Below are 19,910 nucleotides of genomic sequence, written 5' to 3'. Positions count from 1 at the left end.
TCAAACCCCGTGGGAGCGAGCTTGCTCGCGATGGCGTCGGATCAGCAAAATCGTAGTTGACTGACACACCGCTATCGCGAGCAAGCTCGCTCCCACATTGGATCTGTGGTGTTCATGAATCATGTGCCCTACACCCAACCCTTATGGGGGTGAGAGACATCAGGCAGAGGCTGCGCCAACCCCCACGGTCGTGCGCAACCGTCCTTCCAGCCGGCGCTTGAGCCCGCGTGATTCGATCAACAACTTCGAACCCTTGCTGGCATTCGCCCGGCTCCATTCTTCGAGCAATTCCAGGCAGGAATGGTCGATATAGCTCAGGTTGTTGAGCGGCACATGCACCGTTGCGCCTTCGGGAATGGTGTTCAGCACCTGGGTCAGGGCTGGAACCTTGAGGAAGGTTGCCGCACCCACCAAGCGCAGTTCCATCTCGCCGTCCTGGGGCAAGTCGATCAGGCTGATCTTCAGGCGCGAGGCTTTCCACGCCAGTTTCACCAGGGTCAGGCCAAAACCGATCAGCACGCCGGTCAGCAGGTCGGTGAAGATGATCGCCAGCGCCGTCGCGGCGTAGGTGAACATCGGCATCCGGCCATAACGGCCCAGGCCACGGAACGCCTTGATATCCACCAGTTTGAAACCGGTGTAGACCAGCACACCCGCCAGGCTCGCCACCGGGATGCTTTGCAGCACGCTGGACAGCAGCAGCACGAAGAGCAGCAACCACAAACCGTGGAAGATCGTCGACATCCGTGTGGTCGCCCCGGCCTGGACGTTGGCTGAGCTGCGCACGATCACGCCGGTCATCGGCAAGGCACCGAGCAGGCCACAGAGCATGTTGCCGATACCTTGGGCGGACAGTTCCCGATCGAAATCCGCCCGCTCGCCGCTGTGCATGCGATCGACGGCAGCCGCCGAGAGCAAGGTTTCCGCACTGGCGATGAAAGCGACCGCGAACGCGGCGATCAACACGGAGGGGTCGGCCAGGTTCAGCAAATCCGCCGGGCGCAACCAGTCGATGGCTTCGGCCATGTTTTCCGGAACCTCCACGCGCTTGACCTGCAACGCCAGCAGCAGGCTGGCAACCGTTGCCAGGCCCACGCCGAGCAGGGCGCCAGGAACGAAGCGCAGGCTATGGGGGCGAAACTTTTCCCACAGCCACATCACTGCGATCGTCGACAGGCCGAGCAAACCGGCCTGCCAGCCGAACGAAGGTAAAGCCTGGGCGACTGCCGCCGGGAACGCCGCCAGGTTATCCAGCCCGGAAGGCTTGGGCGCCGCGTCAAGCATCACATGGACCTGGGACAAGATGATCAGCACACCGATACCGGCCAGCATGCCGTAGACCACGGCAGGCGCGGTGACCCTGAACCAGCAACCGAGGCGAAAACGCCCGGCCAGCAGTTGCAGCAGCCCGGCCAGCAAGAGGATCGGCCCGAGCATTGCTACGCCATGCTGGCGCACCAGTTCGAAGACCAGCACCGCCAAACCGGCCGCCGGGCCGCTGACTTGCAGCTTGGAGCCAGCCAGGAAGCCCACGATCAGACCACCGACGATACCGGTAATCAGGCCTTTGGCGGGTGGCAGGCCCGATGCAATGGCGATGCCCATGCACAAGGGCAGCGCCACCAGGAATACAACCACCGAAGCCAGGAGCTCCCGTGGCAGAACAGCTTTTAATTGAGCAGCGCGCATGGCGACTCTCCCGAAATTTTCTTCAGGCATGGCGAGGCCCGCCCGCGCAAATGGCGGGAGGCTCGACCACACAAGGATGTTTAGGAGCGGTTAGAAGCGCGCTTTGGGCGTCGCCACCGGTATCGGATGGCTGCCATCGAGCGGCAGGAAACAACCCCGGTCCGCATCAAAGGCTTTGATCTCGCTGGTCTCGATGTTGTACACCCAGCCATGGATGAACAACTGGCCGCTGGCCATGCGAGAGGCCACCGAAGGGTGCGTTCGCAAATGCTGCAACTGGGCGATCACGTTTTCTTCGGTGAGGACGGGCATGGTCTGCTTTTCGTCACCGCACGGGCAGTTGTCGTGGACCATGGTCTTGGCCACTTCGGCGTGGCGCAGCCAGGCCTTGACCGTCGGCATTTTTTCCAGGGTGTCGGGGTTGAGCACCGCACGCATGGCGCCGCAATCGGAATGGCCGCAAACGATAATGTGTTGCACACCCAGGGCCAGCACGGCGTATTCAATGGCAGTGGAAACGCCGCCGTTCATTTGTCCGTACGGTGGAACGACGTTGCCGACGTTACGGGTCACGAACAGGTCGCCTGGGGAGCTATGGGTGATCAGCTCGGGCACGATGCGCGAATCGGCGCAGGTGATGAACATCGCCCGGGGTTTCTGGGCGGTGGCGAGTTTCTTGAAGAGTTCTTCCTGTTGGGGAAAGATCTCGTGATGGAAATGCAAAAAGCCGTCAACAATGTGCTGCAGCGCTGCATCGGCGGTTTCCGCCTCGGGTTGGGCTGAAGCCGACGCAGCCAACGGCTGTTTATCCTTGTCACTCATGATTCATCCTCTTTAAGACGCCAGTGGCTGGTTAAAAAATATCCAGGTCGACGTGTTCGACCCGTCAGTCACTCGCTGAACAAGGTAGCGGCCGAAACTTAACTCAAACTGAATCGAAGGCTCTAGGACAACGATTCCAGGGGTGGCGAAACACTGGCGCAGCTCATGTCCAGTGCCCGTTCCAAGGTCAACTTTAATCAAATCAACGACATCTGTCGGCCGGGCGGACAGAAGGCATCGCAGTCAAGATTGTAACCATCTCGTCGGTTCAGGCCCAAACGCTTGAGCGCCTTGGCGAAGCGCTGGGCCAGCAGGTCGGCGAACGGGCCTTCGCCGCGCATCCGCACGCCAAACCGGCTGTCATACAATTCGCCACCGCGGCTCTGGCGCACCAGGCTCAGCACATGAGCGGCGCGCTGCGGGTAGTGCGCCTGCAACCACTCCTCGAACAGCGGCGCCACTTCCAGCGGCAGGCGCAACATGACGTAGGCGGCATTCTGTGCACCGGCAGCGTGGGCTTCGGTCAGCAGGCTTTCAATCTCGCTGTCGTTGATCATCGGGATCATCGGCGCGCACAGCACGCCGACGTTGATGCCCGCCTCGCGCATGACCTTTATCGCCCGCAACCGGGCCTTCGGCGCCGCCGCGCGGGGTTCGAGGATGCGCTTGAGTTCGTCGTCCAGCGTGGTGAGGCTGATCATCACATGTACCAGGCGTTGCTCTGCCAGTTCGGTCAGCAGGTCGAGGTCGCGCAGGATCAGCGAGCCCTTGGTGACAATCGTCACCGGGTGCCGGTATCGCAGCAGCACTTCGAGAATCCGCCGGGTAATGCGCTGTTCGCGTTCGATCGGCTGGTAGGGATCGGTATTGGAACCCAGGGCAATCGGCGCGCATTGATAGCCGCGCCGCGACAACTGCTCTTCCAGCACATCGGCGGCGTTGGTCTTGGCGATCAGCCTGGTTTCGAAATCCAGCCCGGGCGACATGTCCCAGTAGGCATGGCTGGGTCGCGCATAGCAGTAGATGCAGCCGTGTTCGCAGCCTCGATAAGGATTGATCGAACGATCGAAAGGGATATCCGTGGAGGTGTTTCGAGTGATGATGGTCTTGGCCGTTTCGATGCGCACCTCGGTGCCCTGGGTCGGCGGCACTTCCTGATACCAGCCATCGTCCTCGGCCACCGAACGGCTCGGCGCGAAGCGGTTGTGCGGGTTGGTGGCGGTGCCGCGGCCACGGGGCGGAAGTGAGACGGACATGGGAATACTCCGAAAGCTGTATGCGCATACAGTATTCGCTGCCGTCGATTCAAGCCAGTGCCGTTTGGCGGTTCAGGAAAAGCAGGCTCTGGTTCACGGCGCTTTGACGTCTTGCTCACAGGCTTTTAACCGAGGCGAACCGAAACTGACGACTTCCAAATCCTTGGTCGGCGGTTGCTCCTCATGCTCAAGCTCTGTTTGCGTTCCCTGCTGTGCCTGGCCTTGCTCGTCGCGCTGGTCGACTCCGCCGCCCAGGCCGCCACCAGCGACGATGCCAGGCCCGGCGAATGGGCCCAGCCCGTAGAAAAACGCTACGACCTCTACCAGATGTCGCCTACGCTCTATCGCAGTTCCTTGCCGGACGGTGGTGCCTTGCCCCTGCTGGCGAAACTCGATATCGGCACAGTCATCAATTTTCTGCCTGATTCGGACGCGAACTGGTTGTCCGCGCCTGATATCAAGCAAGTGCAGTTGCCCTATCGCACCAATCACGTCGACGACAGTGATGTTCTCAAGGCCCTGCGCGCCATCCAGGACGCGCAGGCCAAGGGTCCGGTGCTCATGCATTGCAAGCACGGCTCGGACCGTACCGGCTTGATGGCCGCCATGTACCGGGTGGTCGTGCAGGGCTGGAGCAAGGAAGACGCCCTGGAGGAAATGACCGAAGGCGGTTTCGGCGACAGCCACCACTTCAAGGACGGGGTTCGCTACATGATGCAAGCCGATGTCGAGAAGCTCCGTGTTGCCTTGAGAGATGGCGATTGCAGTACCAGCGTGTTTGCGCTGTGCTCGTTGAAAGGCTGGGTCAATTCAACGACCACGGCGCGTCACCTCGATCCTCAGTCATTGGCTCCTTCACGCTGATTGGTCGCGCTGAGGAACGCGCTTATGGATTCGGACAACGGACGCGAGTCGCCCGGCCCGAATATATGTTCGCGAAGCGCCCTGCCGGTCGTCGCTTTAAAGATTCCGTCGCGCTGGAACCTCTGGAAAACCGATTCGGCCAGGGCCTTGGACCATGGGTAGGCGTACATTCTTGCGTCGTAGCCCGTCACCATATGGTCCAGCCCGTTGGCCAGACGTGCATTGGCAATCACTGGCAAATGGCGGATCTTTTCGCTGACCTGCTGGAATACCTGCTGGACACTGCGTCCATCGGCGTGGTTACGGTGCAACTCGAAATCCAGCAGCGCGTTGCGCAACTCGTTGGCGGTTTCCCAACTGGCCTGGGTGCTGATGAGCCTCATGAACTGATCGGCCATCTCGTCAGGCAAGGCTGCTCCGGTTTGATGATGCGCCGATACGCGGATCAGAAACTCCTTGGCGAAGCACCATTTTTCGAGCAGGCAACCTGCGAATTCGACCGTATCGCGGGATAACTTGATGATGGCCGATATGTCCCGATAGGCTGCCTGGCTCAAGACCTGATGCAGGCAATGACCAAATTCATGGACAAGGATGCGTAGCTGCAGATGGTCGAGCAGGGTCGGGTTCGCCGCTGTTCCCCGTGGCAGCCAGCCATGCAGGACGGCGATAGGGCGTCGGAGCAAGCCTTCAGCGGTAATCTGGCGGTCACGAATGGTTGTGGTTTGAGGATAACCTTCATGGTTATCGGACTCGAACGGATCGAAATAGATATAACCGATGCTCGTTCCGCTCTCCGTGACTTCAAAAAGACGTACGTCAGGATCCCAGCTGGCCACATCCTTGCGTTCGACGAAGTTCACGGCGAATAGATTCGACGCGATCACCAGCAGCCTGGAAAAAACCGCTTCCAACGGAAACCAGGCGCTCAGTGCCTCCTGTGAGATGCCTGCCGCTCGCTGGCGAATTTTTTCCGCCAGGTACCGATAGTCCCAAGGTTCGGGCTCGCTGAGGCCTCGTTCCCTGGCGAAGGCCTTGAGCTGTTCGGCCTCCACACAAAAGGTGCCCTGCTGCGACTGGAGTTGGTTGTCCAGGAAAGCCAGTACCTGTTCGGCGGACCCGGCCTGCTCTGCCGCGACCGCCCATTCAGCGAAATCCGTATGGCCCATCAGGTTCGCATACTCGTGCCGATCGTCCAGCAGCTGCCTGAGGACGATGCCATTGTCGAACTGTCCAGCGTGCGGTCCTTGATCGGAAGCACGCGTGCTGTAGGCCTCGTGGATCTGCTGGCGCAACGAGCGATTGTCGGCATAGTGGGTGACGATGCGATGCGACTCTTCATTGAGAGTCAGCAGCCATCCGGTGCGCCCGACCTTGCGGGCCAAGTGGGCCATGTGCTGTTTGAATGCCGCTGGCAAGCCGCTGAGCTGGGCCTCGTCGTCAAAGAGGATGTCCCAGGCTTTGCTGGCCATTTCCAACTGGTCAAAAAACAGACCTTCGGCGTTTCGAATACGGACTTGCAGCAGGCTCAGGTCGCTCGCCGTGGTCATCGGCGTGTTTTCACGAAACTGTCGCAGGTTTTTTTCCAGTACCCTCTTGCGTGCCGGTTCGAAATTCCTGGCTATCTCGCTGTTGTTCAGGCGCTCGTAGAGCTGAAACAGTTCGGTGTTTTGTTGCAGCCCGATCTGAAAGTCGCGCAATCGTACATCGCAATCGAGCGCGGCCTGCTTCCAGGCGTCACCTGTCCGGGTCGAGGTCAGGCGATTCAGCAGGTAGCCGAAACCCTCCAGCCGCGTGTGGATTTCGTCCATTGCCAAGACGAGGTCGTCCCAGGTTGGGAAGGGTGTCTGGCTGGCAATGATCGCGGCAACTTTGATGCGGCTTTCAACGATTATCTGGTCGAGGGCCGGGGAAAAGTGTTCGGCCTGGACGCGCGAAAAGGGCGGCAGGTCGTAGTCCTGCAGTAGCGGGTTATCAGCGTTTGGCATGGAAAGCTTCCTTTCAGTCTGGACGTGTCGGACCAGTCTGAAGAGGAAGGCAGGGCGACTTGCGGTATATATATATCGCTTCCGGGCCGGGCAGCCCGGAAGGTGATGCCGGAGATTTCAGTCGGATTTTTTCTTAAGCTTGGGGTTGGGGAAGAACTGCACCGCCTGGACCTTGGCGTCCGGTACTTTCAAGGCGGACGTATTGACCCGGGTGCCCAATTCCTTGGGCACCGACAGGCCTTGTTCGTTGAGCGTGTCGGAATAACCACAGGCCACGCATTCGCGATGGGGCACGCCGTCTTCGTTCCACATCATCAACTTGTCCGGTTCACTGCACGCCGGGCAGACTGCCCCGGCGATGAAGCGTCGTTTGGTAATCACAGGCCCCTCACTCATGCTGCCGCGTCCTCGCTCAGGCCGCTATGGCGCAAGAGTGCGTCAATCGAAGGCTCACGGCCACGGAAGTCGACGAACAGCACCATCGGCTCCTGGGAGCCGCCACGCGCCAGGATGGCTTCGCGGAAAGCCCGACCGGTTTCGGCGTTGAGCACGCCGTCTTCTTCGAATCTGGAGAACGCATCGGCCGACAGCACTTCCGCCCATTTGTAGCTGTAGTAACCCGCCGCGTAACCGCCGGCGAAAATATGCGCGAAGCTGTTAGGGAAGCGGTTGTAGGCAGGCGGACGCATCACCGACACCTCGTCGCGTACGCCTTCAAGCACTTGCAGCACGCTGCGGCCATCGCCGTGGGTGGCGTGCAGTTCGAAGTCGAACAGCGAGAATTCCAACTGGCGGACCATCATCAGGCCGGACTGGAAGTTCTTCGCCGCGAGCATTTTTTCCAGCAGGTCCTGGGGCAATGGCTCACCGGTTTCGTAGTGACCGGAAATCAGCGCCAGGCCTTCAGGCTCCCAGCACCAGTTTTCCATGAACTGGCTCGGCAGCTCCACGGCGTCCCAGGCCACGCCGTTGATGCCCGACACGCCGGCATGGTCGACGCGGGTCAGCAGGTGATGCAGGCCGTGGCCGAACTCGTGGAACAGCGTGGTCACTTCGTCGTGGGTCAGCAGCGCTGGCTTGCCACTGTCGGCCGGGGTGAAGTTGCACACCAGGTTGGCGACCGGGCTTTGCAGCGCGCCATCAAGGGTGCGGCGACGATCGCGGGCGCCATCCATCCAGGCGCCGCCACGCTTGTTGGGGCGGGCGTACAGATCGAAGAAGAAGCGCCCGACGTGCTGGCCGTTTTCCTTGATCTCGAACAGGCGCACGTCCGGATGCCAGGCGTCGAAACCCTTCAGTTCAGCGATCTCGATGCCATAGAGGCGTTGCACGATGGCGAACAGGCCGCTCAGTACCTTGTCGATCGGGAAGTAGGCGCGCAGGGCTTCCTGGGCGACGCTGTAACGTTGCTGGCGGAGTTTTTCACCATAAAAGCCGCTGTCCCAGCTTTGCAGGTCGGGGCAGCCCTGTTCGGCGGCGAAGGCTTTTAATTGTTCCAGATCCTGGGCGGCGAACGGTTTGCTGCGCTTGGCCAGGTCGCGCAGGAAGCTGAGCACCTGATCGCTGGATTCAGCCATCTTGGTTGCCAGGCTCAATTCGGCGAAGTTGGCGAAACCCAGCAACTGGGCCAGTTCCTGGCGCAGGTCGAGGATCTGCTCCATCACCGGGCCGTTATCGTTCTGACCGGCGTTCGGGCCCTGGTCCGAGGCGCGGGTGCAGTAGGCGGCGTAGACTTCTTCGCGCAGGGCGCGGTCTTCGGCGTAGGTCATCACCGCGTAGTAGCTGGGAAATTCCAGGTTGATCAGCCAACCGTCGAGGCCTTTGGCCTGGGCCGCCGCGGCCATCTGCGCCTTGGCCGAGTCGGTCAGGCCGGCGAGGGCGGCCTCAGAGGTGACATGCTTGGTCCAGGCCTGGGTCGCGTCGAGCAACTGGTTGGAAAAGCGGCTGCCCAGTTCGGACAGCTTGCTTTGCACTTCGGCGTAGCGCTTTTGCTGCTCGGGCGGCAGATCGATGCCCGACAGGCGGAAGTCGCGCAGCGAATGTTCCAGGATGGTTTTCTGGGCCACGTCGAAACCGGCGGCCTCGGGGCTGTTCACCAGGGCTTCGAACGCCTGGAACAGTTCGCGGTTCTGGCCCAGCTCGGTGGAATAGGCACTCAGCGCCGGCAGGCAAGCCTCGTAGGCTTCGCGCAACTCGGGACTGTTGCGCACCGCGTTCAAATGGCTCACCGGGCTCCAGGCCGCGCCCAGGCGATCATTGAGCTCATCCATTGCCAATACCAGGCCGGCCCAGGTGGGCTGTTTGACTTGTGTCTTGAGAATCTCGGCGATGGCGGCACGGTTGTCAGCCAGGATCTGCTCGATGGCCGGTTGCACGTGCTCGGCACGGATCGCCGAGAATGGCGGCAGGTCGTAGGGCTGCAAAAGAGGGTTGTTCACGCTCACGGTTGGCACCTTGGCTGGAAGAAACATGGGCCCATCTTAATTACAATCGACGTTCACCGCAGCTAGCAGCGCCTATCATCGGACAAGAGAGAGCCTATCGTGACCCTTCGAACGTACCAGAACCACAGCCCGCGGCTTGCCCGGGGCGCTTTTGTCGACAGCACCGCGGTGGTGATCGGCGACGTTGAGATCGGCGAAGACAGCTCCGTCTGGCCGCTGACGGTCATTCGCGGCGACATGCACCGCATCCGCATCGGCGCCCGCACCAGTGTCCAGGACGGCTGCGTGCTGCACATCACTCACGCCGGGCCGTTCAACCCCGATGGCTTCCCGTTGCTGATCGGCGACGACGTGACGATTGCCCATAAAGTCATGCTCCATGGCTGTTCAGTCGGCAGCCGGATCCTGATCGGCATGGGCAGCATTGTCATGGATGGCGCGGTGGTCGAAGACGACGTAATCATCGGTGCCGGCAGCCTCGTACCGCCGGGCAAGCGCTTGGAAAGCGGTTTTTTGTATGTGGGCAGCCCGGTGAAGCAGGTCCGGCCGCTGACGGACAAAGAGCGGGCCTTTTTCACCTACAGCGCGGCGAACTACGTAAAGCTCAAGGATTTGCATCTGGCTGAAGGCTACGACCAGCCTTGAGTGATTTGCCAGGCCCTTATTCTCGTGGCGAGGGAGCTTGCTCCCGCTGGGCTGCGTAGCAGCCCACTTACTTCCTCAGGACCAGCCATGCACTACCAGACCATACTTTTTGACCTCGACGGCACGCTTACCGACCCGCGCGAGGGCATCACCCGTTCGATCCAGTTCGCCCTGGACAAACTGGGCATCGACGAACCCGACCTGACCCGTCTCGAACACTTCATCGGCCCGCCGCTGTTGCAGGCCTTCATGCAGTTCTATGCCTTCGATGAAGCGAAAGCCTGGGACGCGGTGAATTTCTATCGCGAGCGCTTCAAGGTCACCGGCCTCTACGAAAACCGTGTCTTCGACGGTGTCGTGCCGCTGCTGGAAACGCTCGGTGGCCAAGGCCGACAGCTCTACATTGCCACGTCCAAGCCCTGGGTTTTCGCCCGGGAAATCGCCCGTCATTTCGATTTCGCCCGGCACTTCAAAGTGATCTACGGCAGCGAATTGGACGGTACCCGTACCAACAAGGTCGAGCTCATCGCCCACCTGATGGCCGAAGAAAGCCTCGACCCGGCCAGCACCCTGATGATCGGTGATCGCAAACACGACTTGATCGGCGCGCGCAGCAATGGTCTGGACGCGGCGGCGGTGGGGTACGGATTTGGCAGTTTCGAGGAGTTGAGTGAGCAGAACCCGGTACATCATTTCCAGACGCTGGATGAGCTGCACCAGGCGTTTTTACGGGGCTAAAGACGCCACTCTAGGAAACGTCCTACGTGCCATGAGGAATTGTCTGATTGTCAGCACCTGTAACCGGGCATAGGTTCTCTGCAGAAAATTTATCCATCGAGCAAGGAGAACAGCATGATTCAGCTGTCGCAAACGGAGCAGGTGATCTGGGATATGTATTTTGTCAGCGCCTTGCCGCAGGTGATGCAGCAGTTACCGGGCCGCCGTCCCGAGTTGATTGCGGAGAGCGCGGCCGAAGTCGCCGATGAAATGCTGGTGGAGCGCCGCGAGCGTCGCACGGTGGCACAAAGGACTCTGCCGGTCAGGGACGCAACGGTGAAATGAAAAAATAAATCCGACGCCTGTCGGGACAAGGCGGACATCTGTGGCGAGGGAGCTTGCTCCCGCTCGGCTGCGAAGCAGTCGTAAAACCAGCGGGTGCGGTGTGTCTGATGCTCCGCGTTTGGCAGGTTTTTGGGCCGCTTCGCAACCCAGCGGGAGCAAGCTCCCTCGCCACACGAGCCCGGCGTTGATCACGCCGGCGCGTCAAACACCAGCGATCCCTTGATCGTCGCCCAATGCGCCGCTTCGGCGTCGCCCAGCTTCTCGGCCTTGACGTAGCTCAGGGCAAGCATCTTGCGCGTGCCCGGCAGTACCAGGGCGAGCTGATACTGAAAGACCTTTTCGTTGCCCTTGTTGAACTGGCTGCGCAACTCGATGGCTTCGACTTCCTGCCGAGCCCCCACGCGCAACGTGGCGCCGGGTTGGCAGCGCAGGTCCTGGACCTGCTTTTCCAGGCGCTTGAGTTGGTCGTCGAGGTTGCTTTGCAGGGTTTCTCCCTCTGCGAGCAGGCTGCGGCTGACGATCAGGGACGTGCCTAGTTCGGGGAACTTGAGGATGTTGATCGAGGCGTCGAGCAACTCACTGGGCGGCAGCTGGAGCTGAAATTCATTCAAACGGTAAGTCATGGCGCATCAGGTCTCGAAGTTAGCCTTTGGGTTAGCCTTTGGGAAAGGCGGCAGCGACGTTGGCATCGATGCTGGCCTTGACGCCCTGGCCGTCCGGCGTGGCGCCGGGGCCGCCGCCGTTGTTCAGGTGCAGCACACCGCCGGTGTTGAACTCGGCATCGCCGCTGGCGTAGAAGCTGATCTGCACGCCGGTCAGGTTGATCTGGCCGCTGGCGTTGAGCTCCAGGATGCTCTCGCCGCATACCAGGCGCAGGTTTTCGCCCACTTCAATGACGTAGCTCTGGCTGATGCTGTCGGTCTTGCGCTGACCCACCGACAGGATGTCCTCCTGCTTGACGATGCGCAGGCGGTTGTTGCCGATGATCACCGTTTCGTCGTGGCCGATGCTCTTGGTGCGGTCGTGGCCGACCGAATGGCTCTCATCCACCTCGACCACGATGTCCTGGTTGCGCTCGGCATGGATGTAAAGCTGCTCGGCGCCTTTCTTGTCTTCCATGCGGATTTCATTAAAATTTGCCGGCGTGCCACCCTTGCTCGAACGGCTTTTCATGCCGCTCTGGGTGGCATTCTCAGGTAGGTCGTAAGGCACGGTCTGCTCGGCGTTGTAGACACGGCCGGTGATGATCGGTCGGTCCGGATCGCCTTCGAGGAAGCTGACGATGACTTCCTGCCCAATACGTGGAATCTGCATCGAGCCCCAGTTTTTCCCGGCCCAGCTTTGCGACACCCGGATCCAGCACGAGCTGTTTTCGTTGGATTGATCGTGGCGGTCCCAATAGAAATGCACCTTCACCCGGCCGAACTGGTCGGTCCAGATTTCCTCGCCCTTGGGCCCGACCACCAAAGCTGTCTGCGGTCCCTTGACGATGGGGCGGTGGGTGATCGCCATCGGACGGAAGCTTTGCTGGGCGTCGATGCAGGTCAGGCTGCTTTCGAACTGTGCCGAAGGCGCGCCGACGCCGCTCTCGCCACTTTCCTGGGAAACGTAATAACGCGCGCCGACGATCAGGTATTCGCGGTTCTGGTCCTGGCGGCTGAAGCCGGTCAGGCTGAACAGGTGCCCCGAGCCCAGGCCTCGGGCGTTGCCGGCCAGCTCGACCTGCTCGTGCAGGGTCTGCAAGGCTTCGATGCGGGTGCGGGCGTAGTGCTCGCCGTCTTCGCTTTGCACGTAGGTGCCGGGGTAGTCATAGAGCGGATAGTCGCCAGCGGCGTGCGGGCGCGGCATGGCCGAACGTACATCGATGCGCGCGCTGGGACGCTGGAAGTCGTAGTCGTTGAGCTCCAGCGAACCCGGCTGGACTTCCTGGGCCAGATGCCAATCGTGGATATGATCCCGTTCGCGCTGCTGCTCGTTCTTCGGGTAGTACGGCACCGAGCCGTAGCCGGGCGCTTGAGCATGGGCGCCGTAGGCGTCGGCCAGCACCAGCACGTGGCGACCCTGTTCATGGCGGAAGAAGTAGTAGATGCCTTCCTGTTCCATCAGCCGGCTGACGAAATCGAAGCTGGTCTCACGGTACTGGACGCAATATTCCCACTCGCGGTACGGCCGGCTGAGGGCGTCTTCGAAGTCGGAGAAACCCAGGTCGCGGAACACCTGCTTGATGATCTGCGGAACCGTCAGGTTCTGGAAAATCCGGCAATCGGAGGTGCGCGTCAGCAGCCACAGCCAGGGCCTTAGCGTGGCCTGGTAGCTGGCAAACTGGCCCTGGTCGATGTTCTGGCTGAAGCGCGCGACGATGCCGTGGAAGTGCCGCTCGCCACCGCCATCCAGCTGAACGCTCACGCACATGGGTTTGCCAAGCACCTGGTTGAGGTCGATGGCGTTGTCCAGCGAGTGCAGCTGCAACTCATAGTTGAACAACCGCCCCAGCTCTTCGCCGCCGCCCATGTCCTTGAGCAGCAGCACCTCGGGCCCGAGGGGGCTGGTGATTTTCGCCAGGCGGGAGGCTTGGTTGAATAACATCGGTTGTCCTTATCGCTGCCGCAGTCCCTTATGCTGGCGAAGACTGCAATCGTCTGATTCAAAAAATCAACAGGATATGCCCTTCGACGGCTTCTGCAGAGGCGTGAATCATCAGAGTGGTGACGCTGATCGCATAATGTAGAGGGTTACCTGGAGGAGAGGAACCCGGTTCTTGATTGTTGCCAGGCATTACCCGAATATCTGCTCCTCCACGCGTCACTCATGTCCATGGAAAGCGATTACCGTGACCTCATACCGCATTCAAGAAGCCGATCTCGAAATCCCCGATACCTGGCAGGACCAGAGCATCAACATTTTCAAGCTGCCGGCAGTGGGGCCCGCCAAAGAGGCCAGTTTCGTCATCAGCCGCGATGCCACCCAGGGTGACGCTCCCTTTGCCGAGTACGTGGACCGCCAACTCAAAAGCGCGGAGCAGCAATTGCCGGGCTTCAAGCTGGTTCAGCGCTGGGACACGGTGCTGCATGGACACACCACCACCTTGCTGGATTACACCTGGCAGCGCGAAGGACGCGACCTGATGCTGCGCCAGGTGTTCATCGAGCGTAAGCCGTCCGTGCTGATCACCACCTTGACCACCACACCCAACGACTTCGCCTATCACGAGCCGGCCTGGAAGCTGGCGATGCATTCGCTCAAGCCACAGCCTCCGATTGCCTGAGATTCGATACGTGCCACTGCGCAGTCAGACCAAACAGTGAGGTAGATTCCTGCGATGGATGCACAGGCCGCGGCACGTCTGGGTGACGAAATAGCCCACGGGTTCGGGTTGGCCGCGATGGTCGCCGGAGCCGTGGCCGGGGCCTTGATCGGCGCTGCGGTCGTCGCCGCAACGGTTGCCACGGGCGGTGTGGCGCTGGCGATCATGGCCGGCTCGATCGCGGCTGGCGGCTTGTCGATGTTCCAGATCGTCAAGGGCCTGTCCACCATATTCAACCTGCCCGAACCGACGACGGGGGCGTTGATCATGGGCAGCTTCAACGTCTATATCAACGACCGCAATGCCATGCGGGCGGGCGAAGACATCGCCTCTTCCTGCACCGGGCTGCCAATGAATCATCCGATCTGGCCTTTTCCGGTGCTGATCGCCGAAGGCAGCGCCACGGTGTTCATCAACGGTAAACCGGCGGCGCGCCTGCACAGCAAAATGGTCTGCGGCGCCCATATCAAGACGGGCAGCCCGAACACCTTCATCGGTGGGCCGACGGTGTCGGTGGCGTTTGTGCTGGACCTCGAAGGCTGGTTGCATACCGGCCTGGAAGCGCTGGGCATCGTGGCTGCGGGTGCTGCGCTGGTATTGGCGGCAATGGCCGGCGCTGCTGCCCTTGCTGCCGCCGTCGCCATTGGCGGTGCCGCGATGGCAGGCATGGCCCTGCTGGGGGACTTGGGCGACCGCCTTGGTCCGGGTTACCGGGATCTATTGCAAGGCGTGGCCGGCATGGCCTTGCTGGGCATGGGGCCGAAGTTGGCGAAGCTGGGCAAGCCCGCCACCACCTCCAAGGCTCCCAAGACCTTCGAAGAGGTCTACGCAAAAGCCCCGGCCGCGAAGGCGGAAATCGATACCGTCGCCGATGAAATCGCCGCCCAGTATGGGGGCAAGGTCGCCAAGGCGCCGATCAAGTCCGAGGCGCGTGCCCGAGAGAAAATCGACAACGATTATGGTGGGGATGCGACCCGGATCAAGGACTTGGCGAGGAATACGATCATTGTCGAATCCGACCAGATCAGTTCCGTTGCGGCAGAGCTCGGCAAGCGCGGCGCGAATGTGAAAGTGATTGACGGTGCCGCTAACGAAATGGGCTATAGCGGCGTCAATTCCACGATGCAGACCCGCGCTGGAATACCGGGAGAAATCCAGGTCAACTCACCGGAAATGATCTACGCCAAGGAGCCAGAGCCGCTGGCTCGGGTGTTGCTGGGGGACGACACCTATAATGCCGTCGCCGCAAAAACCCAGGTCCCTGGCGGGCTGGGCCACAAGTATTACGAAGACTTCCGGGTCTTGGACAAGGCCAGTGCGCAGGCGCAAGCTATCGCGGACAAGAGCAAGGCCTATTACGACGCAGTCAGGGGGAACGGTGGGAATTGATTTGAGTGCCTTCGCCAGTCGGGATGTGTTCCTGGACTACGACTACGAAGAGGTCACCTTCCGTTGGGATCATCGCACCGGGACCGTATTCAGGAAATTTTACGGTGCTGCCGAAAGTGAACAACCGGTTCCCTCGGACAACCGGCTGTACAACGACGCCGTCTTGTATGGTCGCGAGATTTCCAAAGAACAATACGAGAAGGGCTTTGATCGCCAATGAGCATTCTGGACGCTGCAATCGCCTTGGCTTCAAAGGTCCACGCGGGCCAGGTGGATAAGGCCGGCAAGCCCTACATTCTCCACCCGTTGCGCCTGATGATGAAGTTCGACGGGCTTGAAGAGCAACTGGTCAGCCTGTTGCATGATGTGGTCGAAGACGGCGATGTCACGCTGGATGAGCTGCGCGAGCTTGGCATTCCCGAGGCCGTGGTGACGGCTATCGACTGCCTGACCAAGCGTCAGGGCGAGTCCTATGAACAGTTCATTGCGCGGATTCGTCCCAATCCACTGGCGACCCAAGTGAAGATAGCGGACATCCACGACAATCTTGACCTCACCCGGCTGCCCGTCGTGCGCGACAAGGACCTGGAACGCGCCGCGAAATATCATCGGGCATTGCGTTATCTGCAAGAGCAATGAATCATCCGCCGCCATCCGATCGTTGAGGGCAACACCGGCGATCTCTGATATCGATACGTCCCCTGTGCAGTCATACACACCAGTAAGGTAAATTTTCGCAATGGATGCACAGGCAGCAGCCCGTCTGGGTGACGAAATAGCCCACGGGTTCGGGTTGGCCGCTATGGTCGCCGGAGCCGTGGCCGGCGCCTTGATCGGCGCTGCGGTGGTCGCCGCGACGGTCGCCACGGGCGGTGTGGCGCTGGCGATCATGGCCGGCTCGATCGCGGCTGGCGGCTTGTCGATGTTCCAGATCGTCAAGGGCCTGTCCACCATATTCAACCTGCCCGAGCCCACGACTGGGGCGTTGATCATGGGCAGCTTCAACGTCTATATCAACGACCGCAATGCCATGCGGGCGGGCGAAGACATCGCCTCCTCCTGCACCGGCCTGCCGATTAACCATCCGATCTGGCCCTTTCCGGTGCTGATCGCCGAAGGCAGCGCCACGGTCTTCATCAACGGCAAACCAGCCGCGCGCCTGCACAGCAAGATGGTCTGCGGCGCTCATATCAAGAGCGGCAGCCCGAACACCTTCATTGGCGGACCGACGGTGTCGGTGGCGTTTGTGCTCGACCTCGAAGGCTGGATGCATTCCGGGCTGGAAGTGTTGGGGTTGCTGGCTGCGGGCGCCGCATTGGTGATGGCCGCAATGGCGGGTATCGCCGTTCTCGTCGAATTCGTCGTGGTGGGTGGCCTGATCGTGGGGAGCATGGAGCTTCTCGGCGATTTAGGCGACCGTCTGGGGCCAGGCTATCGTGACCTGCTGCAAGGCGTCGCCGGAATGGCGATGCTGGGGCTGAGCCCGAAAATGGCGAAGGCGGCCAAGCCTGTCGAACTGCCGCCGCCCAAGTACAAGCCTGGCGTGACCGAGGCCGATATCCTGGCCATGCCGAAGGGGTCTCGACCCGAAGCCCACAAGTATTTGTCACCGCAGTATGTGAAAGAACATCTGGCCCAGTTCGAGAACGGTGCCTCGCGCTTCACCACGAAGAACAACCTGGACAAGTACGGCATCGCCCAGCGCGACGGCACGACGTTCCTCATGCCCAAAGCTGAAGCCGATCAATTGGTTGCCAATGCCAAGGGCGATAAGAGGGCATTGGAGAAGGCGCTTGGGCTTCCGGAAAATACCTTGGAAAGTAGTAGCCTTGTCCGGGTCGATATTCCTGCACCTAAAGACATGAACCTGCGGATTCCGTCGGGCAATGAGGCCGGCGCTAACGAATTCTGGATTCCAGGCGGCAAGCTGCCGACCGGTGCCAGCGAGGCGGTCATCGACGCCGGGGGCATCTCACCCAAAGATTTCAGTTGGACGGCATTATGACCGTAGAGGTAGTCAAACCATGAAGTTTCAAGATGTCCTAGTCAGTCGCGAACACATGTTTTCCGTGGGCATAGAACAGGATTCGGGTCGGTTTTATGTCTCCATCCCGGTCAGCAATGGCATGGCTGACTACGAGGAATATTACGAAATTAATCAGGCGACCTTTGAGCTGTTCAAGCGTGACCCGAAAGCCGCGCTTCCTTTTGTGTCGCGTTGTAGAAAACGTGAGTTGGACGAGCTGTTGATCATTCAACCGGGAACGAAGCGCGGCACAGCCATTTGACCGCCGAAAGGGCCGGTGGGTCGCAGTTTTCACTAGGTCCGTAGATACCCCGTGGCGAGGGAGCTTGCTCCCGCTGGGCTGCGTAGCAGCCCCTTTTGTGAGCGCTTCGCACTCAAGCGGGAGCAAGCTCCCTCGCCACGGGATCAGCGTTTTTCTTGAGTGAGTCAGGCTGGGGTTGTTCTGCGGTGAACCTCACTGCTTGGCCTTCGCCGGAAACAAAGCTTTCACCGCCGCCTCGATCACGCCCTTGATGCCTTTGCCCTTGGGGTCCACGGCGCTGGCGCCACCGGAGTTGAGGTCAAGGCGGCCGCCGGTGTCGATGTTGCCATTGCCACTGGCGTAGAGGTTGAACGCGGTGCCGGAGATATTGATCTCGCCACTGGCGTTGAACTCCAGCACGCTTTTGCCACACACCAGCCGAATCTGCGAACCCGCCTCGATGAGGTATTGGGTCGCGATGCTGTCGCTCTTGGCCCCGCCGATGAGCAACGTGTCGTTGCGCTGTACGGCCCGCAGCCGGTCTTCGCCAATGCGTACGGTTTCGTTGCGGTCGATATTCTTGCGACGATCGCGACCCACCCAGTGGCTTTCATCCACTTCCACGGCGATGTCCTGGTTGCGCTCGGCGTGGATGTAAAGTTGCTCGGCGCCCTTTTTATCTTCCATGCGGATTTCGTTGAAATTCGCCGGCGTGCCGCCCTTGCTCGAACGACTCTTGGTACCGCTCTGGGTGGCATTGGCGGGCAACGCATAGGGGACGGTCTGTTCGGCGTTGTACACACGACCGGTGACGATGGGCCTGTCAGGATCCCCTTCAAGAAAACTGACGATGACTTCCTGGCCGATACGCGGGATCTGCACCGATCCCCAATTTTTGCCGGCCCAAGCCTGCGACACACGAATCCAGCACGAGCTGTTTTCGTTGGATTGATCGTGGCGATCCCAATAAAAATGCACCTTCACCCGGCCGAACTGGTCGGTCCAGATTTCCTCGCCCTTGGGCCCGACCACCAAAGCTGTCTGCGGTCCCTTGACGATGGGGCGGTGGGTGATCGCCATCGGACGGAAGCTTTGCTGGGCGTCGATGCAGGTCAGGCTGCTTTCGAACTGTGCCGAAGGCGCGCCGACGCCGCTCTCGCCACTTTCCTGGGAAACGTAATAACGCGCGCCGACGATCAGGTATTCGCGGTTCTGGTCCTGGCGGCTGAAGCCGGTCAGGCTGAACAGGTGCCCCGAGCCCAGGCCTCGGGCGTTGCCGGCCAGCTCGACCTGCTCGTGCAGGGTCTGCAAGGCTTCGATGCGGGTGCGGGCGTAGTGCTCGCCGTCTTCGCTTTGCACGTAGGTGCCGGGGTAGTCATACAGCGGATAGTCGCCAGCAGTGTGCGGGCGCGGCATGGCTGCGCGCACGTCAATGTGTGCACTTGGGCGCTGGAAGTCGTAATCGTTGAGCTCAAGCGACCCCGGTTGGACTTCCTGAGCCAAGTGCCAATCATGGATATGATCGCGTTCACGCTGCTGCTCGTTCTTCGGGTAATACGGCACCGAGCCGTAGCCGGGCGCTTTGGTATGGGCGCCGTAGGCGTCGGCCAGCACCAGCACATGGCGACCCTGTTCATGACGGAAGAAATAGTAGATGCCTTCCTGTTCCATCAGCCGGCTGACGAAATCGAAGCTGGTCTCACGGTACTGGACGCAGTACTCCCACTCGCGGTACGGCCGGCTGAGGGCGTCTTCGAAGTCGGAGAAACCCAGGTCGCGGAACACCTGCTTGATGATCTGCGGAACCGTCAGGTTCTGGAAAATCCGGCAGTCGGAGGTGCGGGTCAGCAGCCACAGCCAGGGCCTTAGCGTGGCCTGGTAACTGGCGAACTGGCCCTGGTCGATGTTCTGGCTGAAGCGCGCGACGATGCCGTGGAAGTGCCGCTCGCCACCGCCATCCAGCTGAACGCTCACGCACATGGGTTTGCCCAGCACCTGGTTGAGGTCGATGGCATTGTCCAGCGAGTGCAGCTGCAACTCATAGTTGAACAACCGCCCCAGCTCTTCGCCGCCGCCCATGTCCTTGAGCAGCAGCACCTCGGGCCCGAGGGGGCTGGTGATTTTCGCCAGGCGTGAGGCTTGGTTGAATAACATCGGGGGTCTCGTGCTAGTTGTAGGAG

The 19,910-nt window shown here is 60.7% G+C and carries 19 protein-coding genes; 10 read left to right on the top strand and 9 right to left on the bottom strand.

Annotation, left to right across the window (positions count from 1 at the left end):
* Positions 1–159: 159 nt before the first annotated feature.
* From J3P91_RS27240 to J3P91_RS27230, 3 genes are all read right to left on the bottom strand, one after another.
* Positions 160–1,689, bottom strand: a complete 1,530-nt coding sequence (locus tag J3P91_RS27240) for a SulP family inorganic anion transporter (RefSeq protein ID WP_434602287.1) — start codon at positions 1,687–1,689, stop codon at positions 160–162.
* A gap of 90 nt (positions 1,690–1,779) precedes the next feature.
* Complete coding sequence (locus tag J3P91_RS27235) at positions 1,780–2,511, bottom strand: carbonic anhydrase (protein WP_434570828.1); 732 nt, start codon at positions 2,509–2,511, stop codon at positions 1,780–1,782.
* A gap of 197 nt (positions 2,512–2,708) precedes the next feature.
* Entirely contained in the window at positions 2,709–3,767 is a 1,059-nt protein-coding gene (locus tag J3P91_RS27230) for a PA0069 family radical SAM protein (RefSeq protein WP_434602286.1), read from the bottom strand.
* 183 nt (positions 3,768–3,950) lie between these two features.
* On the opposite strand from J3P91_RS27230, the gene J3P91_RS27225 reads away from it, so the two are divergent.
* Positions 3,951–4,631, top strand: coding sequence for a dual specificity protein phosphatase family protein (locus J3P91_RS27225; protein ID WP_434602285.1), 681 nt, complete (start codon positions 3,951–3,953; stop codon positions 4,629–4,631).
* On the opposite strand, the gene J3P91_RS27220 is transcribed toward J3P91_RS27225, so the two are convergent.
* The 3 genes from J3P91_RS27220 to prlC all read right to left on the bottom strand — a co-directional run bounded on the left by J3P91_RS27220 (position 4,607) and on the right by prlC (position 9,090).
* On the bottom strand, positions 4,607–6,619 hold the full coding sequence (locus J3P91_RS27220) for a M3 family metallopeptidase (RefSeq protein WP_434602284.1): 2,013 nt from the start codon (positions 6,617–6,619) through the stop codon (positions 4,607–4,609). The genes J3P91_RS27225 and J3P91_RS27220 overlap by 25 nt on opposite strands.
* 117 nt (positions 6,620–6,736) lie before the next feature.
* A complete protein-coding gene (locus tag J3P91_RS27215) occupies positions 6,737–7,015 on the bottom strand; it encodes a YheV family putative zinc ribbon protein (protein WP_434602283.1) in 279 nt (92 codons plus the stop codon).
* Positions 7,012–9,090, bottom strand: coding sequence for an oligopeptidase A (gene prlC, locus J3P91_RS27210; protein WP_434602282.1), 2,079 nt, complete (start codon positions 9,088–9,090; stop codon positions 7,012–7,014). Before prlC ends, J3P91_RS27215 begins: the two co-directional genes overlap by 4 nt.
* A gap of 72 nt (positions 9,091–9,162) precedes the next feature.
* Here prlC and J3P91_RS27205 point away from each other — a divergent pair, with 72 nt between their 5' ends.
* From J3P91_RS27205 to J3P91_RS27195, 3 genes are all read left to right on the top strand, one after another.
* Positions 9,163–9,708: a gamma carbonic anhydrase family protein gene (locus J3P91_RS27205; protein WP_186643364.1), complete on the top strand. Its 546-nt coding sequence runs from the start codon at positions 9,163–9,165 to the stop codon at positions 9,706–9,708.
* A gap of 87 nt (positions 9,709–9,795) precedes the next feature.
* Positions 9,796–10,446, top strand: a complete 651-nt coding sequence (locus J3P91_RS27200) for an HAD family hydrolase (RefSeq protein ID WP_434602281.1) — start codon at positions 9,796–9,798, stop codon at positions 10,444–10,446.
* Positions 10,447–10,560: 114 nt separating this feature from the next.
* On the top strand, positions 10,561–10,770 hold the full coding sequence (locus J3P91_RS27195; protein ID WP_434602280.1) for a hypothetical protein: 210 nt from the start codon (positions 10,561–10,563) through the stop codon (positions 10,768–10,770).
* Positions 10,771–10,958: 188 nt separating this feature from the next.
* Here J3P91_RS27195 and J3P91_RS27190 read toward each other — a convergent pair whose 3' ends face one another.
* On the bottom strand, positions 10,959–11,393 hold the full coding sequence (locus J3P91_RS27190) for a DcrB-related protein (RefSeq protein ID WP_434570841.1): 435 nt from the start codon (positions 11,391–11,393) through the stop codon (positions 10,959–10,961).
* A gap of 31 nt (positions 11,394–11,424) precedes the next feature.
* The gene (locus tag J3P91_RS27185) at positions 11,425–13,356 is read right to left on the bottom strand and encodes a type VI secretion system tip protein VgrG (protein ID WP_434602279.1); all 1,932 of its coding nucleotides are present in this window, start codon (positions 13,354–13,356) and stop codon (positions 11,425–11,427) included.
* A 244-nt stretch (positions 13,357–13,600) separates the two neighbouring features.
* On the opposite strand from J3P91_RS27185, the gene J3P91_RS27180 reads away from it, so the two are divergent.
* The 6 genes from J3P91_RS27180 (at position 13,601) to J3P91_RS27155 (ending at position 17,751) form a co-directional block, all read left to right on the top strand.
* Positions 13,601–14,035 carry a DUF1795 domain-containing protein gene (locus J3P91_RS27180; protein WP_434570845.1) on the top strand — a complete coding sequence of 145 codons (435 nt, stop codon included), beginning with the start codon at positions 13,601–13,603 and terminating at the stop codon, positions 14,033–14,035.
* 54 nt (positions 14,036–14,089) lie between these two features.
* Entirely contained in the window at positions 14,090–15,463 is a 1,374-nt protein-coding gene (locus tag J3P91_RS27175) for a PAAR domain-containing protein (RefSeq protein ID WP_434602278.1), read from the top strand.
* Positions 15,453–15,683, top strand: a complete 231-nt coding sequence (locus J3P91_RS27170; RefSeq protein WP_434602277.1) for a hypothetical protein — start codon at positions 15,453–15,455, stop codon at positions 15,681–15,683. Before J3P91_RS27175 ends, J3P91_RS27170 begins: the two co-directional genes overlap by 11 nt.
* Entirely contained in the window at positions 15,680–16,102 is a 423-nt protein-coding gene (locus tag J3P91_RS27165; RefSeq protein ID WP_434602276.1) for a GTP pyrophosphokinase, read from the top strand. Before J3P91_RS27170 ends, J3P91_RS27165 begins: the two co-directional genes overlap by 4 nt.
* A gap of 100 nt (positions 16,103–16,202) precedes the next feature.
* A complete protein-coding gene (locus tag J3P91_RS27160; RefSeq protein WP_434602275.1) occupies positions 16,203–17,468 on the top strand; it encodes a PAAR domain-containing protein in 1,266 nt (421 codons plus the stop codon).
* 19 nt (positions 17,469–17,487) lie between these two features.
* Complete coding sequence (locus J3P91_RS27155; RefSeq protein WP_434602274.1) at positions 17,488–17,751, top strand: hypothetical protein; 264 nt, start codon at positions 17,488–17,490, stop codon at positions 17,749–17,751.
* Between the two features lie 192 nt (positions 17,752–17,943).
* Here J3P91_RS27155 and J3P91_RS27150 read toward each other — a convergent pair whose 3' ends face one another.
* Positions 17,944–19,884 (bottom strand): type VI secretion system tip protein VgrG, encoded by a 1,941-nt coding sequence (locus J3P91_RS27150; RefSeq protein ID WP_434602273.1) that lies wholly within the window; start codon positions 19,882–19,884, stop codon positions 17,944–17,946.
* Positions 19,885–19,910: the final 26 nt, after the last annotated feature.

It is taken from the genome of Pseudomonas sp. Z4-7, assembly GCF_051131965.1.
Lineage (GTDB): Bacteria > Pseudomonadota > Gammaproteobacteria > Pseudomonadales > Pseudomonadaceae > Aquipseudomonas.
The sequence above is the reverse complement of the archived record's forward strand: the minus strand, read 5'-3'. Positions and strand labels throughout refer to the sequence as shown.

Excerpts from the sequence above, each read along its gene's own strand:
- J3P91_RS27235 (WP_434570828.1), bottom strand. The coding sequence starts at position 2,511 with ATGAGTGACAAGGATAAACAGCCGTTGGCTGCGTCGGCTTCAGCCCAA.
- J3P91_RS27150 (WP_434602273.1), bottom strand. The coding sequence starts at position 19,884 with ATGTTATTCAACCAAGCCTCACGCCTGGCGAAAATCACCAGCCCCCTC.
- J3P91_RS27155 (WP_434602274.1), top strand. The coding sequence starts at position 17,488 with ATGAAGTTTCAAGATGTCCTAGTCAGTCGCGAACACATGTTTTCCGTG.
- prlC (WP_434602282.1), bottom strand. The coding sequence starts at position 9,090 with ATGTTTCTTCCAGCCAAGGTGCCAACCGTGAGCGTGAACAACCCTCTT.
- J3P91_RS27175 (WP_434602278.1), top strand. The coding sequence starts at position 14,090 with ATGGATGCACAGGCCGCGGCACGTCTGGGTGACGAAATAGCCCACGGG.
- J3P91_RS27220 (WP_434602284.1), bottom strand. The coding sequence starts at position 6,619 with ATGCCAAACGCTGATAACCCGCTACTGCAGGACTACGACCTGCCGCCC.
- J3P91_RS27190 (WP_434570841.1), bottom strand. The coding sequence starts at position 11,393 with ATGACTTACCGTTTGAATGAATTTCAGCTCCAGCTGCCGCCCAGTGAG.
- J3P91_RS27225 (WP_434602285.1), top strand. The coding sequence starts at position 3,951 with ATGCTCAAGCTCTGTTTGCGTTCCCTGCTGTGCCTGGCCTTGCTCGTC.
- J3P91_RS27160 (WP_434602275.1), top strand. The coding sequence starts at position 16,203 with ATGGATGCACAGGCAGCAGCCCGTCTGGGTGACGAAATAGCCCACGGG.
- J3P91_RS27240 (WP_434602287.1), bottom strand. The coding sequence starts at position 1,689 with ATGCGCGCTGCTCAATTAAAAGCTGTTCTGCCACGGGAGCTCCTGGCT.
- J3P91_RS27215 (WP_434602283.1), bottom strand. The coding sequence starts at position 7,015 with ATGAGTGAGGGGCCTGTGATTACCAAACGACGCTTCATCGCCGGGGCA.
- J3P91_RS27195 (WP_434602280.1), top strand. The coding sequence starts at position 10,561 with ATGATTCAGCTGTCGCAAACGGAGCAGGTGATCTGGGATATGTATTTT.
- J3P91_RS27200 (WP_434602281.1), top strand. The coding sequence starts at position 9,796 with ATGCACTACCAGACCATACTTTTTGACCTCGACGGCACGCTTACCGAC.
- J3P91_RS27165 (WP_434602276.1), top strand. The coding sequence starts at position 15,680 with ATGAGCATTCTGGACGCTGCAATCGCCTTGGCTTCAAAGGTCCACGCG.
- J3P91_RS27185 (WP_434602279.1), bottom strand. The coding sequence starts at position 13,356 with ATGTTATTCAACCAAGCCTCCCGCCTGGCGAAAATCACCAGCCCCCTC.
- J3P91_RS27230 (WP_434602286.1), bottom strand. The coding sequence starts at position 3,767 with ATGTCCGTCTCACTTCCGCCCCGTGGCCGCGGCACCGCCACCAACCCG.